Here is a 15,056-nt window from a genome sequence, read left to right as displayed (position 1 = left end):
CTGCCCGCTACTGCCTGATCCGCTCCTACCTCGGCACCGCCCGCAACCACGGCGTCCACCCACTCGATGCTCTCCGTGACGCGCTGGCCGGGAACCCTTGGATGCCACCCCAAAACGCCTGATCAATCACAGGCCTGAATGGATACGTCATGGCGCCTCCTCCCCCAGGTGATAGCTGACTCGTGTGAGTTCGCGGGTGGGGTCAGCCGTGGCAGAGGCGCGACCGTGCAGCACCAGCGCATTGTCGATCACGAGGATCATGTCTGGCTGGTCCCAATGGTGATCAATAGCGTTCTTCTGCCCGTCGGCGAAGAAGGCTGCGGCTTGCCGTGCTCGTGCGTCACCGGGAGTCATGCACCCTGGGTCGTATCGATAGCCGCGCTCGGTGTAGGCGGTGGCAAAGAAGCTGTCCGCACCAGCGTGGACGAGAAAGACCCCGTGACAGACCTTCTCAGGGGGCACCTGGATCGCTTCGTCGTGTAGGCGCAGTGGCTGCCACAGTCGTGTTAGCGTTGAGTTTGGCGTTTCACCGATGAGAATCACGATGTCTGGTGGCCGGATGAGGTGGGCGCCGTCAGTATGGAGAGGTTGGGCGTCCATGCCGTACTGGGCGCTGAGTGAGTTCCGCCGGGCCTTGTCTCGGGATGTCGGGCGCAAAGTGGTGACGGTGGGGTCGCCTCGGCGGATGGGGACCTCAATCCATCCGAGCGACTTTGCTTCGTTCTGCACCTGGCTGATAGATCCTGACCCAACAGCCCACCCCTTCCTCCTCGCAGAACGGGCGAGTGAGCGCAATGTGGGCGACATGAGTCACTTCTACCGCACAGTGATCACTTGTGCGCGATTTCGGGGCGCTCAGCCCCTGTTCGCTGACGTCGGAGAGAAGGCCCAGCCGTGCTTGCCCGCGAGAGGGCCGAGCACGGCGCGCAGCCGAAAGCGATGCTGAACATCAGACGCGGACCCGGCCTCCCCCCGGTGACGGAGACGGCGACCTGGTCGCCGGCCGCTAGAACCAGGAAGTCGAGGCCGCGCTCGGCCAGGTGGGCGACGGCGCCAGGCCCGCGGGGCCGGCGTCGACGACGACCACGGGCAGGTCGCCTGACCGCAGAGCGGAAAGCTCGAGCTCGAGGCTGGTCGTGGTGGTGCCGCAGCATGGACGCCGGCTCCCTCGATAATGCCGACCTGGTCATCGACGACAATGGCGTGCCCACTCTCAAACGCCGCCGCGGCAAGGGCAGCGATGCCGAGGCCGAACGGCTGGCGGCCGAGATCGAACGCCGCATGCCCGAACGCTCACTGCTGTCGATCGTCGCGCGCACCGCCCACTGGCTCACCTGGTATCGCCACTTCGGCCCGGCCTCCGGCTCCGACCCAAAGATCAAGGACAAGCTGGGGCGGTACTCGCTGGCGGTGTTCACCGGCGGCATCAACATCGGCCCCTACGAGGCGGCCAAGCACATCGCCGGCGTCACCGCCCGCGAGCTGTCCATGGTCCGCAACCGGCACATCACCCTGAAGAAGCTGAACGCCGCGATCGCCGATGTGGTCAACGCCTTCGCCGAGCTGGACGTGATCAAGGCCTGGGGCGATGGCAGCACGGTGGCCGCCGACGGCACCCAGGTGGACACCTACATCGATAATCTCCTGGCCGAGACCAGCATCCGGTACGGAGGATTCGGCGGCATCGCCTACCACTACATCTCCGACACCTACGTGGCGCTGTTCTCCCGGTTCATCCCGTGCGGGGTGTGGGAGGCAGTGCACCTGATCGAGGGGCTGCTGGCCAACGACTCCGACATCCAGCCCTCCACCGTGCACGCCGACACCCAGGGCCAGAACTTCCCGGTCTTCGCCCTGGCGACGCTGTTCGGGTTCGACCTGATGCCACGCATCCGCAACTTCAAGGACCTGATCTTCTTCCGCGCCTCAGAGAAGATCGTCTACCCGCACATCGATCAGCTGTTCGGCGAGAGCGGCCGCAACGTCATCGACTGGAAGCTGATCGACAAGCACTGGACCGATCTGATGCAGGTGGCGATCTCCATCAGCGAGGGCCGGCTGAGCTCGGCCACGCTGATGCGGCGGCTGCGCTCCAACTCCCGCAAGAACCGCATCTACAAGGCCTTCCGTGAGATGGGCCGCAGCGTGCGTACCGTCGCTCTGCTGCGGTATCTGGCCGACCCGGCGCTACGGGCGCGGGTCACCGCGGCGACCAACAAGGTCGAGTCCTACAACGGCTTCTCCAAGTGGCTCGGCTTCGGCGGGGTGCTGGCCGACAACGACCCCGAAGAGCAGGAGAAACTGATCAAGTTCAACACTCTGCTGGCCAACCTGGTCGTCTTCCACAACGCGCTGGACATCTCCGCCGTCGTGCGGCAGCTCGTCGCAGAGGGATGGGAGATCACCGCCGACCAGCTCAGCCAGATCGCCCCCTACCTGCGGGCCCACATCAGCCGCTTCGGCGCGTACGCCACCGACGAACTCCGTCATCGGCCGGATCCGTTCGCCCCCCTGCTGAAGGAGGTCGACTTCACCGAGGTCGACCTGGCAGCCTGACGCCGCTTCCGCCCCTGTGGCCCCGGGTTCTGATTCCGGCATGCTGGCGGAGGTCTCCGCACCCAGACTCACGTTGATAGCGCTCGGCGGCCAAGTGCTGGTGGCGCCAAGCAAGGCCCGTGTTCCCAGGCCGTGCGGCACATCGGAACTCCAGGACAATGGCCGCCACCTCCGGCAGTTCTCGGCTTACGGGAACTGCCCCTACAGTCCTGCCATGTCGAACCTGACGAATGATCAGAAGACCGGCGAGCTCGCTCGTGCAACCGCCGCATCCCTCCTCAAGGCCGCCGAGAGCGTCATCGTCACGGGTGTGAGCGTCCCTGTGGCTAAGGCGCGGGTGTTCGGTCCGGTTTATAGCTGGTGGCGGCTTACCTGCCGCACGGCCGAGGCCGCGCTGCTGCTCACGGAGCGAGGCTTCACGGTCGAGGTCGCCCCCCTGGTCCGCAACGTCTTCAACCACGCATACGCCATCAACTGGCTCGTCGACAACGGCGATGCCGCCGTGGACGCGCTCGTCGCTCGCGGCGACGACGAGCGCGAGAAGCTGTGCAAGAAGCTGGAGGAAACTGGCTGGCCCGGCGCCGCCGAGATGCGGGCCACCTTGGACCTGGCGGCCGCGCAGCGGTCGGCCCTGCCCGCCCGAACCGCGTCAGAGCAGGAGCTCCATGAAAAGCTCAAGCATGAGCTGAAGAACTTCTACGACATGCTCGAGCGGTACGACGTCGCCAACGTTTACCCGGTGTACTCGCACCTCTCCTCGCTGTCACACACCACCATAGCCACCGCCAGTGCGTACATCGAGCGCATGGATGACGGCACCCTTCAGATCCGACAGAGTGCCGCAAAACTCGGCGATGCGGACGTCATCCAACTGGCTGTGGCGCTCCTTCAAGCTGCCAGCGTGGTAAGTCCCCTCATCGACGGTGACCCTCTACGCCCCAGCATCGACCAGGCCCTTGCGGACCTCGGCTTCGAAAACATCCAGCTCCTGCCTACCCGCGTCAGGTAATGCCTGCTGTTGTCCCGGTTATGCCTTACATGGGCGACCACCCGGTCTCGGCGAACGGCCACGCGGTGGCCGCGCGTGTGGGAGAGCACCGGGATGCTCCGAAGGGCCGGTCTCAGCGGGTGGTACCAGCGGACAACAGGATGGTTGCGGGCCAGAAGTGACACACGCTTGATCATGCTGAACGCCCCGTGCCCTGCTGCGGCGTGTCAGCCGTCTCGGACCGCGGGGACCCGTTGGCCCGTATGGGCCAACGGTTCAGCAGCAGAACTTCAGATAGTTCTGCAGGTCGCCGAGGATGCGGGCGACACCGTCGCGATCGCCGCGATACAGCACCTCCCTGCCGTCGCGGCGGGAGGCGACGATGCCGCCGCGCCGGAGCAGGGCGAGTTGCTGGGAAGCGGCGGACTGGCTGATGCCGGCGCGTTCGGCGACCTGGTTGACCGACAGTTCGGCGCCCTGGGTGAACAGCAGGATGATCTGCTGGCGGCTCGGGTTGGCCAGGGCCTTGAGGAAGTCCTGGGCGGCCTGCGGCAGCTGCGGCGCGCACGTCGCGCCCGCCGTCGCATCCGCCGTCGCGGCTGATGAGGTCGTGGTCTCGGTCATGTCTGCTCCCTCCTGTCCCACGCACCCTACCCTCATACCAACTTATTGACATATTAGAAAATGACGGTACTTCTGCGGCATGCCGATCGACAACGACCGCATCCTGATCGTCGGGGCCGGGCAGTCCGGCCTGGCCGCAGCCCACGCCGCCCAGGAGCAGGGGCTGCGGCCCATGCTGCTGGAGGCCTCCGGCCGGGCCGCCGGGTCCTGGCCGCGCTACTACGACAGCCTCGCCCTGTTCTCGCCCGCCCGCTACAGCAGCCTGCCCGGCATGGGTTTCGACGGCGACCCCGAGCGCTACCCGCGCCGCGACGAGGTCGTCGCCTATCTCGAACGCTACGCCGCCGCCCTGATCCGGCGCGGCGCCGAGCTGCGCACCGGCGCTCGTGGCGGCGCTGGCCGTCACCCAGACCATCGGTTTCGGCGTGCTGTACTACAGCTTCTCGGTGCTGCTCACGCCGATGAGCCGGGACCTGGGCGCCGACGCCTCCCACGTATCGCTGGCGTTGACGACCTCGGTGCTCATCGCGGCGCTGGGCGCGCCGGTGGCGGGCCGCTGGCTGGATGCCCGCGGCGGGCGCGTCCTGATGACGGCGGGCTCGGTGCTCGGCACGCTGGCGCTGCTGGCCTGGTCGCAGGTGCGCACCGTGGCCCAGCTGTACACGGTGTTCGTGGCCGTCGGCGTCGCCTCGGCGATGGTGCTGTACGAGGCGGCCTTCGCCTTCATCGTCGCCCGCTTCGCCGCCCCGACCCGCGCCAGGGCGCTGCTGGCAGTCACCGTGGTGGCCGGGTTCGCCTCCTCCATCTTCATGCCGTTGACCGGCGTGCTGACGTCGGCGTACGGCTGGCGCCAGGCCCTGGTCATCCTCGCCGTGCTCTACGGCGCGGCCGCGATCCCGCTGCACGCCCTGGTCGTGCGCCGGCCCCGCGCGGGCCGGACCCTACCGCCCGCACCGGATCCCGCCCCGGCCGCCACCCCCGTGCCCGGCCGGGCACGGGGCGGGGCGGGCGAGCGGGCGGCGCTGGTGCGCACCGCCACCCGCCAGGCGGCGTTCTGGCTGCTGGGGGCCGTCTTCACCTTGCACGGCATCGGTGTGGCCACCATCTCGGTGCTGCTGATCACCTACCTGATCCACCTCGGCCACCCGCCGCTGCTGGCCGCGAGCGTGGCCGGGCTGCTCGGCGTGCTGTCGGTCACCGGCCGGCTGATCACTACCGGGCTGCAGCGCCGCCTGCCCGCCGCGCTGATCGCCGCCGCCATCTTCGCTCTGCAGGCCGTGGCCGCCGCGCTGCCGCTGATCGGCGCCACCACCACCGGGGCGATCGCCGCGGTGGTGCTGTTCGGGCTCGGCTTCGGCGTGGGCACCATCACCAAGCCGTACCTGCTGACCGAACGCTACGGCACCACCGCCTACGCCAGCCTGTCCGGCCGGCTGGCCCTGCCCGCCACCGTGGCCAAAGCCGCCAGCCCGGCCGCCGCCCTGGCCGTCGCGCACGCCGCCGAGTACGGCTGAGTGATGGCCGCCGTCACGCTGACCTGCCTGATCGCCGCCGCCGCGCTGGCCGGCTACCACCGCCTATCATTTAGACGAACGTCGAACCACCCGTCAGTCTCGGAGGCTCCCGCATAACCGCCGCCACCCTGCCCCTCATCCCGAACAGCAAGGACGCGCAGGACGCGGTGTGCTGCGCGCCGATCGCCCGCCAGCCACTCGGCGGAGACGAAACGGCCGAGCTGGCCGTGCTGCTTAAGGCCGTGGCCGACCCGGTCCGGCTGCGCCTGCTGTCCATGATCGGCTCCCACGCCGGCGGCGAAGCCTGCGTGTGCGACCTGACCGGCGCCTTCGACCTGACCGCGCCCACCATCAGCCACCACCTGAAGGTGTTGCGCACCGCCGGCCTGATCGGCAGCGAGCGGTGCGGCACCTGGGTCTACTACTGGATCATTCCCGACCAGGTCGCCCGGCTCGGCGCGCTGTTCACCCCGCTGGCCGTACCCGCCGTCACGGGGTGAGACATCACCTCGCCGTTTTGACCATCAGCCCACGCCCCGAGGAGGATGGTCTGGCTCGGGCGCAGGCGGCACGGCTCAGGGGTCGACTGACTGCACCGTGCCGCTGATCGGCTCTCCCACTTGGAGGCTGACCTGCAGGTGCCGGTCCTGATCCGGCCTATGGCCGGGGTTGAAGGTCGAGGACCACGAGACGAAAATCCGGCCGACCAGAAGCACGCCCTCAATCGGTTCCTCACTCAGGTGCACGACCGCTCTGACCAGCGGCGCCGATGCCAAGGGCGTCGCTCCGACATGGCGGATGACGGTCAGTCCCATGGCGAGCGGGCTATAGGGCACCTCCGAACGGCCGGTCGCATCTCGTGCGGCGATGAGGTCATGGCGGACGAGATCGCCATCGGCCCCTGCGGGAGCTCCGGCCCGTAGACATGCGGCCAGGTATGCGTGCTTGAGCAGGGCGAGCCGACAGCGGTTCTCGTCGGGAAGCAGCCCGGCCAGCGTGATCTCGCCGCCCTGGAGCATCTCGTCGATCGCCGGGTCGATGCTTCCACTCAGCAGGAGCACGAACTCACCCTCGGGCGTCCACTTGAGCGGGATGCGGGCGGTTCGCCGGGCGCCTTGCACGTCGGGCGCGGTGAAGCGCGGGAGCGTGATGTGGTTGTCATACCAGTCGATGAGGTCCGCCTCCACGTGACTGCCCAACCTGTGGTTGCACCCGGCGCACGTCAGAGTCATCTTGCCCCCGCCCATGGCCGCAGGCGGGACATGCTCTTCGTCGGTGGCCGGGTCGCCGCAGATGGGACAGCTGTCGAAGACTCGACGGGGGATCTCTTCGAGCAGGGTGATTCTCGCCGCGCCGGATGGCTCCTGCGGCGTGCTCGCCATGTGAAGGACTCGTCCGTCGGACAGGTCCAGGGACATCTCGCCTAATCCTCGGCGGTTCACGATCCAGGATCGTACCGGGGAGAAAGCGGCGAGCGCATGGGCGTTTGCCACGCGCTCCATGCCGCCCGAGTCCTGGTATGTGCCCGGCACCCGATGTCAGCTGCTGGCCGCTGGGCCGTCATTCTGCTGGCTTCCGGTGTGCTGGTGGGCGCTCTGCTGGGCGAAGTGCGCGGCCAGCGCGGTCATCTTGCCCAGGTAGCGGGCGGCCATCTGCAGGTGGGTGTAGGCGGTGTCCTCATCGACGGCGCGACCCTGCGGATGCCCGGCCTCGTTGCGGGTGACCCGCAGCAGATCGGCCACCGCGTCCATGGTCAGGTTGTCGCCCAGGTCATCGGGCAGAGTCGGGCGCATCGGCTCCAGACGAGCACGCAACGCCTGGAAGCGCGCGTTCTGAGAGCTCTTGGAGTTGCCCAACTCCTTGCGGAGTTTCTCCGCCGAAGAATCCAACGCGGCGACCATGGCCTCGGCCACCCCGAGGAAGACCTGTTCGGCGGCCACCCCCAGCATCACCGAGCACGCCAGGTAGCAGCCCGCGTTGAACGCCTGCAGCGCTTCTTGCACGTACTGGTAGGCGATCGGATGCAGGTCCGGCACCTGACGGCGCAGCCGCCGTAGATAGCCCTCCGGGTCGTACGGTTCCCACGGGCCCTGCACCGCCTTGCGGCCCCGCTCGGACAGTTTCCACCGCCAGTTGTCGCTGCCCGGCTGCCCCTGGGGGTCCAAATAGATCAGGCCGTCGGCGAGCAGACCCCATAAGGCTTCCCACGCCTCGTGGGGGCGGCAGCCGGTGGCCGCTCGGATCGACTGGGGCAGGTAGGAGTCGCGGAAACGGTTCTCGGCGTGCGGGGTTGCCAGCAGGTGAAGGACATGGCTGCGGATCTGCATCCCGACAGCGTAACCAGACGGCTGCCTTCCGTACTGGTGTGAAACGGGCGAGAGCCGCCTCCCCCTGGGACGCGGCCCTCGCCCGTCGTCCAGTACAGGCGGGCGGCTCAGCCGGGCAGCACCTCGCTGAGCAGCTTCTCCACGCGGGAGCGGATGTCGTCACGGATAAGGCGGACGCCCCGCAGGCCGCCAGCAGCCTGTACGTATGCCAGTGGAGCCGGGGGAACAGAAGCCAGCACCACGCCTTCAACGTCATCTCTTCAGCTTCTCAGCCGCCCGGCGCGCTTGCGAGTCAGTTGTTCATCACGTGCGCAACGTTCTCCCCTCGCCGGAGTCCGGCCCCGACAGCCGCATCCGAGCCACCTGAAGGCCGTCCCGAAAACGGCCCCGTTTAGGGGACGCCGGCATTCTAGGTTGACGGCTGCTGCACGGGGACGGGCGGAAACGGCGACGGCTCGGCACGTGGGGCGGCGAGTTCGTGGGCCGAACGGGCCAGCCAGATCGTGGCCAGGACGTTGAGGGCCGCCGCGGCGTCGGCGTAGATGTTTCCCAGGCCCGCGAGCAGCCAGGCCACCGGCATCGATACGAAGGGCACCAGCAGGCCGGCGATGCCGTACCGGACGGTGGACCGCTGCCAGCGGTCGTCCCTCCGCTGCGCCCGCAGGATCAGGATCATCCAGAGCAGGCCTGCCCCGGCGCAGACCAGCGCCAGCCAGTCGGGCATACGCAGGCCGAAGAGGCCCAGCACGAAATAGGCGACGACGCCCCCGTAGGACAGGAGGCCCACGGCCCGGACGTGACCCGGGTGCCGCAGGCTTGAGCCCAGCACCGGCGGAAACAGCACCACGAGCGGCACCATCGACACGGCGCCGAGTATCACCGTAGCCCCGAGCCAGTTGTGTAAGAAGGGAGAGACCAGCCCGTACGCCGCCGCGAAGTACAGCGCTATCCGCAGCCACCGTACGGCGCGATCCTGCTCCGGCGGCGGCCCCGCCAGCGGCCCACGCAGGCACTGCCACAGCGCCCAGGCGAATGGCAGCCCGGCCACCACCATGACGAGCACGTTCGGCAACGTCACCGGGGTGGACTCGTCCACCGGTGTGAAGAGGGTCAGCCGCCACAACGTGCCGAGATCACCGGACGTCAGCGTGATCACCGCAGCGACCGCCAGCGCGGCGAGATAGAAACCCGTGAGGAACAGGGCGGGCACGCCCAGACGGTAACGATGGACCACGTGACACTTCCGGCGACGGCGGGGAACAGAGGGCGGCAAACCTTAGCGAGCCGTCACCGCCAAGTCGATCAGACGAGCACTCCTCCGCCACCCGCTACCACACGCGGCGAGCACTCCCCCGTCGACGACGACGATGACCAGACGTCCTCGCCGCTGAGCCCGTAATCCACCTGCCACCGGATCACCTCATGTCGCTGCCTGCCGGGTCGACCGTCCGGGAGGTCGCACGCAGTTCCCGTAGGTCGCGGATGTGGTTATAGAGCGTGCCCGGGCTTACGCCGAGCAGTTTGGCGATCGAGGCGATCGAGTTCTCGGGGTTGGGCAGCATGTCCCGAGACGCGCGCAGCAGCTCGGGGGTGATGACGGTGGGGCGGCCGCCGGTGCGGCCGCGCGCCTTGGCGGCGGCCAGGGCGGCGAAGACGTGAAAGATGAGGCGGCCGCCGGGAGTCGTGGTGTCGAGGTTCTCATGCAGCGAGGTGAAGCCGACCTCGCGGCGGCGTAGCTCGCCGACCATGGTGATGAGGTCGGCCAGGGAACGGCCGTAGCGGTCCAGGCTCGGCACGACCAAGGTGTCGCCCTCATTCAGGAACGCGTGACACGCCGCCAGCTCCGGCCGCTCGGCGCTCTTGCCCGACTTCTTGCCGGCGAACACGCGGCGACAGCGGACGCCTCCAGCGCATCCAGTTGGCGCTCGAGGTTCTGCCCGCGGTGGAGACACGGGCGTAGCCGATGCGGATCTCGCTGCGGTGGGCGGGGAAGGCGACCAGCGGGCGGCTGCAGGGTGTCGGTCAATCATGTTCGAAGAGCGATCGAGCTCCATAGGCCGATGTCGTCGACCTCCCCATCCCTCGGCGGAATCGAGCGTGCTGTTGAATGGGTCGCTTTCGTCTTCCAAAGGGTTCCCAGCGTCGACAAGTCCGTCGAGGACGGAACGGTCCTGGCAGAGCCGGGCGACGATCACAGGACAGCGCTCCACCTACGGGAGCGCTGTCCCCGCTGGCCTTCTGATGGAGTGAGATATGAGTCATGGATCGTAGGGAGATCGCGCGGTTGAGAGCGCGCCGGGCGGTGCAGCGCGCAGGCCGACACAAGCGATACGTGAACCGGGCCTTGAGGAAGGCCACGGTCATTGCCGCCGCCGTCAGCATCGTCATCTTGGTGGTGGCGGCGATCGTGCTCGAGGCGACGCGAAGCTGACGCGTCCCCGCCACCTCGGGTCGCACGTTCGCGCAACTCGTCAGGGTACATACGGGGAGCAGCCATGACCGGCATGGCTATGACGGTCCGAGTTGGCCCCACCGGGACGGCCCGAAGTGGCCCCACCCCGTTCGGACATCGGTCGTGTCGGCCAGAACTGGCCCCGGCCTGGACCTGGTTCTTTCTTGTCGATGCTGCTTGAAGTGGTGCCACTTCAGACCGTCACGTGATCTACGAGGTGGGGCCAACTCAGACCGACAAGTGGGGCCAGTTGAAACTGTCATAGCCACCGGCATCCTTCCGGGTCTTCGATGTCTCCATCAAACCCGGGGCGGTTCAGTCCTGGGCTTTCGGGATCTGTGCAGAGGACTGTGAAGCGCCGGATTGTCCGTAGTCCTCTGCGCTGCGGTGCATCTTGTTCCGTACTCGCGTGCGCGACGGTGAGGTCCCGGCATGGACGGCGGGCGGGCGCAGATCATTGAGCGGGGCGTGCTGACCGCCCCGGATGAGGCGTGGGACATGGCGGTAGGCCAGGCGGAGGTGATCGGCCGGCTGGCTGCCGAGCCGCGGGTGGGATTGGCGGCCGCGGACGCGGCGGCGGACGAGCTGGAGATCCGGTCCCGGACGCTATCGCCGCGCTGGACCGGCTCACCTTCGAAGGCATCGCCACCGCGGCGGTCACCTTGCCCTCGCGCACGGTGCACGCCGGGGAATGGCTGCGATTGCTGCGGACGCTGTTGGACGAGCTCAGCATGGTCGACTCCCGGGCCGGTCCCGGCTCGGCCACCCTCCTGCACCAGATCTGGGACGCCGCGGACCTGCCGTTCCGGGCTGGCCTGGCCTTCTGGCAGCCGTACGAGCGGCTGAGTCCTTCGCTTCAGGAAGCGATGCTGCAGGCGGCGGCCACCGCGGTGCAGCTGGCCGCGGACTGGAGGATCATTCCCTGCGGCACGTTCGGCTCAGTGCTGCGACCAGCTCCGCACCGGCACGTGAATGGCTCGCGTGACGTTCCGCTCGAGAGCGCTCGCAAGTGGTGAAGCGACCAGGATAATGAGGCAATGCTTCCCGGTAATCCCTTCCTGAAGGGTTTCAGCCAGACGCCGAACGGGACGATCTTCGATTCGGCGCGGGTGGAGCAGCTGCGCAAGGGGCCGTTAGTGGACCTCGCTGACGTGGACGCCGCATCAGCGCTGTCCCGGCTGATCTGGGATGAGCTGCTGGACTACGGGACCGAGCAGAAGAACCTCCGCCTGGACAACGTCGAGATCGCCGTCGCGTTGAGGGCTCTGCGTGCTGTCCTGGGGCGTCTTCGTATCGTCCCGAGCTCAGCCCGGCTTCGGGCCCGCCGCCCCCAGGAACACACCGTCCACGGCGAGCGATCCAGCAGGCTGCCGATCCGACCCGCCCCGTGCCCGGCCGCGGCCAACTCCAAGCCCTAAGAAGATTCGATTCGAGTGCGCCACGATCGACCCATGACACTCCTCACGTAAAGTAATCGCCATGTGACGACCGGCGACTTGACTGAGCCTGCAGACTCGCTGGTACTGTTAACAGCGATTCCCCTACCCGCTTCGGTGGGTAGGTGCAGGCCCCGCCTCCGGGCGGGGCCTTTGCGTTATCACCACTTGGCAGGTCGGCGAATCTCTCCCGAGCCATCCTGGAGAACGTCGGGAAACTGCGAATCTTCGAGTGCCTTCGACTTGATCTGCTTGAAGAAGCGTGGAGACAACGCCAGCAGGTCACGACTGCGAAACCTAGGGTTGTGCGGATTTACCAGCCCTACCGGGACGTCGAGATCTTCGATCAACATCCGGATCGGCTCTCTCAGGTCGGAATCGTTACTGACCACAACGGCCATCTCGCAGTCTTCCCGGAAGGCGTCCAGCAGCAGATGGCTCGCGAGATTGACATCGGAGCCTTTTTCCTCGGTCTTGATCACCTTCACTGTGCGAGGACCCGAGGGATCGGGCGTCGCGAGTGGCATGCGCGGCTTGGTCTCCTGGAAATGCCCATAATGAACTGAAACGTGCGGAATGGTTCCCAAAGCGCGCAGGTACATGTCCTGACGGGTCGGGCTGTCAGGGTCTCCCGGCCGCGCTGTGATGCGAGCGGTGAAGTACTTGATCCGGTAGATGTCATCCCGGGGCAGAAGCTTAATGCACAGCGCAGAAAGATCCAGCCACTTGTACGACGTGCCCTTCAGGCAGCCGTAGTACAGATTGAAGCCGTCTACGTAAACGTTCACGCGCATCGCTCCTCCTCTCCAGAGCAACTCCGGCCCAGGAATAAGGCCATGGGAGTTAAACCATGATACGGCTTGGTCATGACAATCTCATGCCGAGTAATATTTCCGGCCATTAGGAAACAAAGCGTATGAATGTTGCCTTGCCGCACATCTCCACTGATGGATTAATCGGATTTATCCGGGATGCAGCTACTCGGAACATCCCTTGCTTCTGGTTGAGCGGTGGAGGGGAGCGTACGCCTCTGGCTGATTTCTCTCATTGTTCAGCAATGTGCTGATCAACGCGATCACGGCTCAAGCGGTCCGCCGGGCGGGAGCATCTCGTGGTCGACCTCGGTCGGATGGCGGCCGGGGCCGACTGTGCGCGTGAGGCTATGATCCGGACAGCGGCACGTGCACCCCCGCGTCAGACCTTGAACGAGCGTGCGGGCGTAGCGCTTGATGGTGTTGAGGGACAGGTTCAACCGACGGGCGCACTCCAAGAGGCCGACGCCCTTGTCCAGCAGGTCGTGGATCTGCTGCCAGCGCTCACGGGTGCTCTGTTCATGGACGCCAGCGGGCCGCGACGGGTTAACCGTGGCCCAGCGGGCGCTGTGGGACCGAACCTCAGCAAGGGTCTTGTCGCAGAAATTCGCCCACAGGTGCCACCTGTCCCCGACCTGCACGGCATCCGGCAGAGCACGTCGAACCGCCTCACCGTACGCGGCCGACCCGTCGCGGCAGACGATCTCGACTCCAGGGTCCTTCCGCGTCAGAGTTAATGAACCAGTCCTGGTCTCGAAACACCCATCAGCTGCGGGTAGTTTGATCACTCCGTAGAAGAGGTTGGAGCAGGTGGCAGGACCGCAGCAGGACCCCAAGTCGTCCCCGTCGCGTACAGGCAAGCCAGGTAAGCGTACGTTGCTCGCCCCGTCGGTGAAGTACCAGGTGTTCGTCGAGGTGCTCGCCGGGCAGTCCACCCAGGGCGAGGCGGCCGAGAAGTACGGCGTGAACCGGATGACGGTCAACGTCATCTGCAAGAAGGCCAAGCAGGGCGCTCTGGACGCGCTGGCGGGCACCTCGACGAGCGGCCGTCCGGGCAAGAGCCCCGAAGTCGCCGAGTTGGCGGCAGCCCGCCGGGAGATCGAGCGGCTGCGCGCGACGGTGACCGAGCAGGCCGTCGCCTTGCATCTGCACCAGGGAAAATCGCTTTGGGGCTGAACGCCGGCCTGGTCCCGCCGCGAGTCGACGCATCCGTCAAGGCCGGTCTGCTGGAGCTCGTCGCGCACGCGGCCCGCAAGGGCGGCTGGTCAGCCCGCCGCTCGGCCGCCCTGCTGGGGCTGGATCACGTGCGGGTACTGCGCTGGCAGGCCCGCGCCGTGGTCGGTCGCCTGGACGACGCCAAGCCGGCCCGGAGATCGCGCTGCACGCGCTGCTGCCGTGGGAACGCGAGGCGATCGTGAAGATCTCCGAGGAGTGGCTGGAGATCGACCGCAGCCATCGCAAGCTGGCCCATCGCGGCTCGCGAGTGGAGGCGTTCTACGCCTCGGAATCGACCGTGCTGCGGGTGCTGCAGGCGGCCGAGATCAAGGTTGCCGAACGGCCCGCCCGCGAGCGACGGCCACGCCGCGAATGGCCCGAGTGGGCCGAGCCGGTGCCGGGCGTGATCACGATCTATGACTTCACGCACTTTCGCGGCGTGCCGTCCTGGTGCGCGATCGCGGTCCTGGATGTGGTCTCGCGCTACTGGCTGGCCACCGTGGTCTCCCCGGAGGAGACCTCCACCCAAGTCGAGGTGGCCTACACGCGCGCCCTGGAGATGCTGGGCAAGGCGCATCTCCTCGATGACGAGGGGTTCTTGGCCGAACTGCGCGGCGGGCAGGTGCCCGACCACGACGCCTTCCCGGTGCTGCTGGCCGTCTCGGACAACGGGCCGCAGATGACCTCCTCGGCGACCAGGACGTTCATGGCCGGGGCGCGGATCGCCCAGCACTTCGGCCGTCCCGGCACGCCCAATGACCAGGCGTGGATCGAGTCGTTGTTCGGGCACGTCAAGGACGAGTTTCCGCACCTGGACAAGATCACCGACCCTGGGGAGCTGGAGGCCGAGTTGAACTCGATCCGGACGTTCTACAACGAGGTCAGGCTGCACGAGGGCCTCGGCTACGTCACCCCCGACGACGAGCACCACGGGCGTGGTGAGGCGATCCGGGAGGCCCGCCGGACCGGGCTGAGAGCCGTTCACGAGGCCCGGGTTGCGACCCGGCGCGAACTACGCCAAGATCCCCTATAACCCCTCTCGCGACTGATAGGTGTTTTCGGCCCTATCTGGTGCATTTTCTCTGACACACCTCGATCGTTCACTGCCTCATGGTGGGCATCTCTCTGATCA

Annotated in this window: 17 protein-coding genes and 2 pseudogenes; 11 read left to right on the top strand and 8 right to left on the bottom strand. The window is 67.2% G+C overall.

Going from position 1 to position 15,056, the window contains the following annotated elements; translation table 11 throughout:
• Positions 1 to 147 precede the first annotated feature (147 nt).
• The gene (locus tag AB0C16_RS35985; RefSeq protein WP_357689888.1) at positions 148 to 729 is read right to left on the bottom strand and encodes a hypothetical protein; all 582 of its coding nucleotides are present in this window, start codon (positions 727 to 729) and stop codon (positions 148 to 150) included.
• 423 nt (positions 730 to 1,152) lie between these two features.
• Here AB0C16_RS35985 and AB0C16_RS35980 point away from each other — a divergent pair, with 423 nt between their 5' ends.
• Entirely contained in the window at positions 1,153 to 2,556 is a 1,404-nt protein-coding gene (locus tag AB0C16_RS35980) for a transposase (protein ID WP_357689887.1), read from the top strand.
• 214 nt (positions 2,557 to 2,770) lie between these two features.
• On the top strand, positions 2,771 to 3,565 hold the full coding sequence (locus tag AB0C16_RS35975; protein ID WP_357689885.1) for a DUF5677 domain-containing protein: 795 nt from the start codon (positions 2,771 to 2,773) through the stop codon (positions 3,563 to 3,565).
• A 255-nt stretch (positions 3,566 to 3,820) separates the two neighbouring features.
• Here AB0C16_RS35975 and AB0C16_RS35970 read toward each other — a convergent pair whose 3' ends face one another.
• Positions 3,821 to 4,168 (bottom strand): metalloregulator ArsR/SmtB family transcription factor, encoded by a 348-nt coding sequence (locus AB0C16_RS35970; RefSeq protein WP_357689883.1) that lies wholly within the window; start codon positions 4,166 to 4,168, stop codon positions 3,821 to 3,823.
• Positions 4,169 to 4,247: 79 nt separating this feature from the next.
• Here AB0C16_RS35970 and AB0C16_RS35965 point away from each other — a divergent pair.
• From AB0C16_RS35965 to AB0C16_RS35955, 3 genes and pseudogenes are all read left to right on the top strand, one after another.
• Positions 4,248 to 4,373: pseudogene (locus AB0C16_RS35965) on the top strand (NAD(P)-binding protein); the annotation flags it as partial.
• Positions 4,374 to 4,554: 181 nt separating this feature from the next.
• On the top strand, positions 4,555 to 5,682 hold the full coding sequence (locus AB0C16_RS35960; protein ID WP_357689881.1) for an MFS transporter: 1,128 nt from the start codon (positions 4,555 to 4,557) through the stop codon (positions 5,680 to 5,682).
• A gap of 167 nt (positions 5,683 to 5,849) precedes the next feature.
• Positions 5,850 to 6,182, top strand: coding sequence for a metalloregulator ArsR/SmtB family transcription factor (locus AB0C16_RS35955; protein WP_357689879.1), 333 nt, complete (start codon positions 5,850 to 5,852; stop codon positions 6,180 to 6,182).
• A gap of 75 nt (positions 6,183 to 6,257) precedes the next feature.
• On the opposite strand, the gene AB0C16_RS35950 is transcribed toward AB0C16_RS35955, so the two are convergent.
• From AB0C16_RS35950 to AB0C16_RS35935, 4 genes are all read right to left on the bottom strand, one after another.
• Entirely contained in the window at positions 6,258 to 7,100 is an 843-nt protein-coding gene (locus AB0C16_RS35950; protein ID WP_357689877.1) for an HNH endonuclease, read from the bottom strand.
• 120 nt (positions 7,101 to 7,220) lie between these two features.
• Positions 7,221 to 8,009 carry a hypothetical protein gene (locus AB0C16_RS35945; protein WP_357689875.1) on the bottom strand — a complete coding sequence of 263 codons (789 nt, stop codon included), beginning with the start codon at positions 8,007 to 8,009 and terminating at the stop codon, positions 7,221 to 7,223.
• Between the two features lie 409 nt (positions 8,010 to 8,418).
• Positions 8,419 to 9,219 carry a hypothetical protein gene (locus AB0C16_RS35940; protein WP_357689873.1) on the bottom strand — a complete coding sequence of 267 codons (801 nt, stop codon included), beginning with the start codon at positions 9,217 to 9,219 and terminating at the stop codon, positions 8,419 to 8,421.
• A gap of 205 nt (positions 9,220 to 9,424) precedes the next feature.
• On the bottom strand, positions 9,425 to 9,895 hold the full coding sequence (locus AB0C16_RS35935) for a recombinase family protein (protein WP_357689871.1): 471 nt from the start codon (positions 9,893 to 9,895) through the stop codon (positions 9,425 to 9,427).
• 374 nt (positions 9,896 to 10,269) lie between these two features.
• Between AB0C16_RS35935 and AB0C16_RS35930 the strand changes: the two genes are divergently transcribed.
• The 3 genes from AB0C16_RS35930 (at position 10,270) to AB0C16_RS35920 (ending at position 11,879) form a co-directional block, all read left to right on the top strand.
• Entirely contained in the window at positions 10,270 to 10,440 is a 171-nt protein-coding gene (locus tag AB0C16_RS35930; protein WP_357689869.1) for a hypothetical protein, read from the top strand.
• 683 nt (positions 10,441 to 11,123) lie between these two features.
• On the top strand, positions 11,124 to 11,477 hold the full coding sequence (locus tag AB0C16_RS35925) for a hypothetical protein (protein ID WP_357689867.1): 354 nt from the start codon (positions 11,124 to 11,126) through the stop codon (positions 11,475 to 11,477).
• Between the two features lie 21 nt (positions 11,478 to 11,498).
• Positions 11,499 to 11,879, top strand: coding sequence for a hypothetical protein (locus AB0C16_RS35920; protein WP_357689865.1), 381 nt, complete (start codon positions 11,499 to 11,501; stop codon positions 11,877 to 11,879).
• Positions 11,880 to 12,058: 179 nt separating this feature from the next.
• On the opposite strand, the gene AB0C16_RS35915 is transcribed toward AB0C16_RS35920, so the two are convergent.
• A complete protein-coding gene (locus tag AB0C16_RS35915; protein ID WP_357689863.1) occupies positions 12,059 to 12,691 on the bottom strand; it encodes an NYN domain-containing protein in 633 nt (210 codons plus the stop codon).
• Between the two features lie 422 nt (positions 12,692 to 13,113).
• Positions 13,114 to 13,425, bottom strand: a pseudogene (locus AB0C16_RS35910) (transposase); the annotation flags it as partial.
• 94 nt (positions 13,426 to 13,519) lie between these two features.
• On the opposite strand from AB0C16_RS35910, the gene AB0C16_RS35905 reads away from it, so the two are divergent.
• From AB0C16_RS35905 to AB0C16_RS35895, 3 genes are read left to right on the top strand one after another with little or no spacing between them, the layout of a single operon-like run.
• The gene (locus tag AB0C16_RS35905; protein ID WP_357689861.1) at positions 13,520 to 13,885 is read left to right on the top strand and encodes a hypothetical protein; all 366 of its coding nucleotides are present in this window, start codon (positions 13,520 to 13,522) and stop codon (positions 13,883 to 13,885) included.
• The gene (locus AB0C16_RS35900; RefSeq protein ID WP_357689859.1) at positions 13,876 to 14,127 is read left to right on the top strand and encodes a hypothetical protein; all 252 of its coding nucleotides are present in this window, start codon (positions 13,876 to 13,878) and stop codon (positions 14,125 to 14,127) included. Before AB0C16_RS35905 ends, AB0C16_RS35900 begins: the two co-directional genes overlap by 10 nt.
• Complete coding sequence (locus AB0C16_RS35895) at positions 14,124 to 14,957, top strand: integrase core domain-containing protein (protein WP_357689857.1); 834 nt, start codon at positions 14,124 to 14,126, stop codon at positions 14,955 to 14,957. The genes AB0C16_RS35900 and AB0C16_RS35895 overlap by 4 nt, the downstream gene beginning before the upstream one ends.
• Positions 14,958 to 15,056: the final 99 nt, after the last annotated feature.

Source organism: Nonomuraea sp. NPDC048916, assembly GCF_040649575.1.
Classification (GTDB): domain Bacteria; phylum Actinomycetota; class Actinomycetes; order Streptosporangiales; family Streptosporangiaceae; genus Nonomuraea.
The sequence above is the reverse complement of the archived record's forward strand: the minus strand, read 5'-3'. Positions and strand labels throughout refer to the sequence as shown.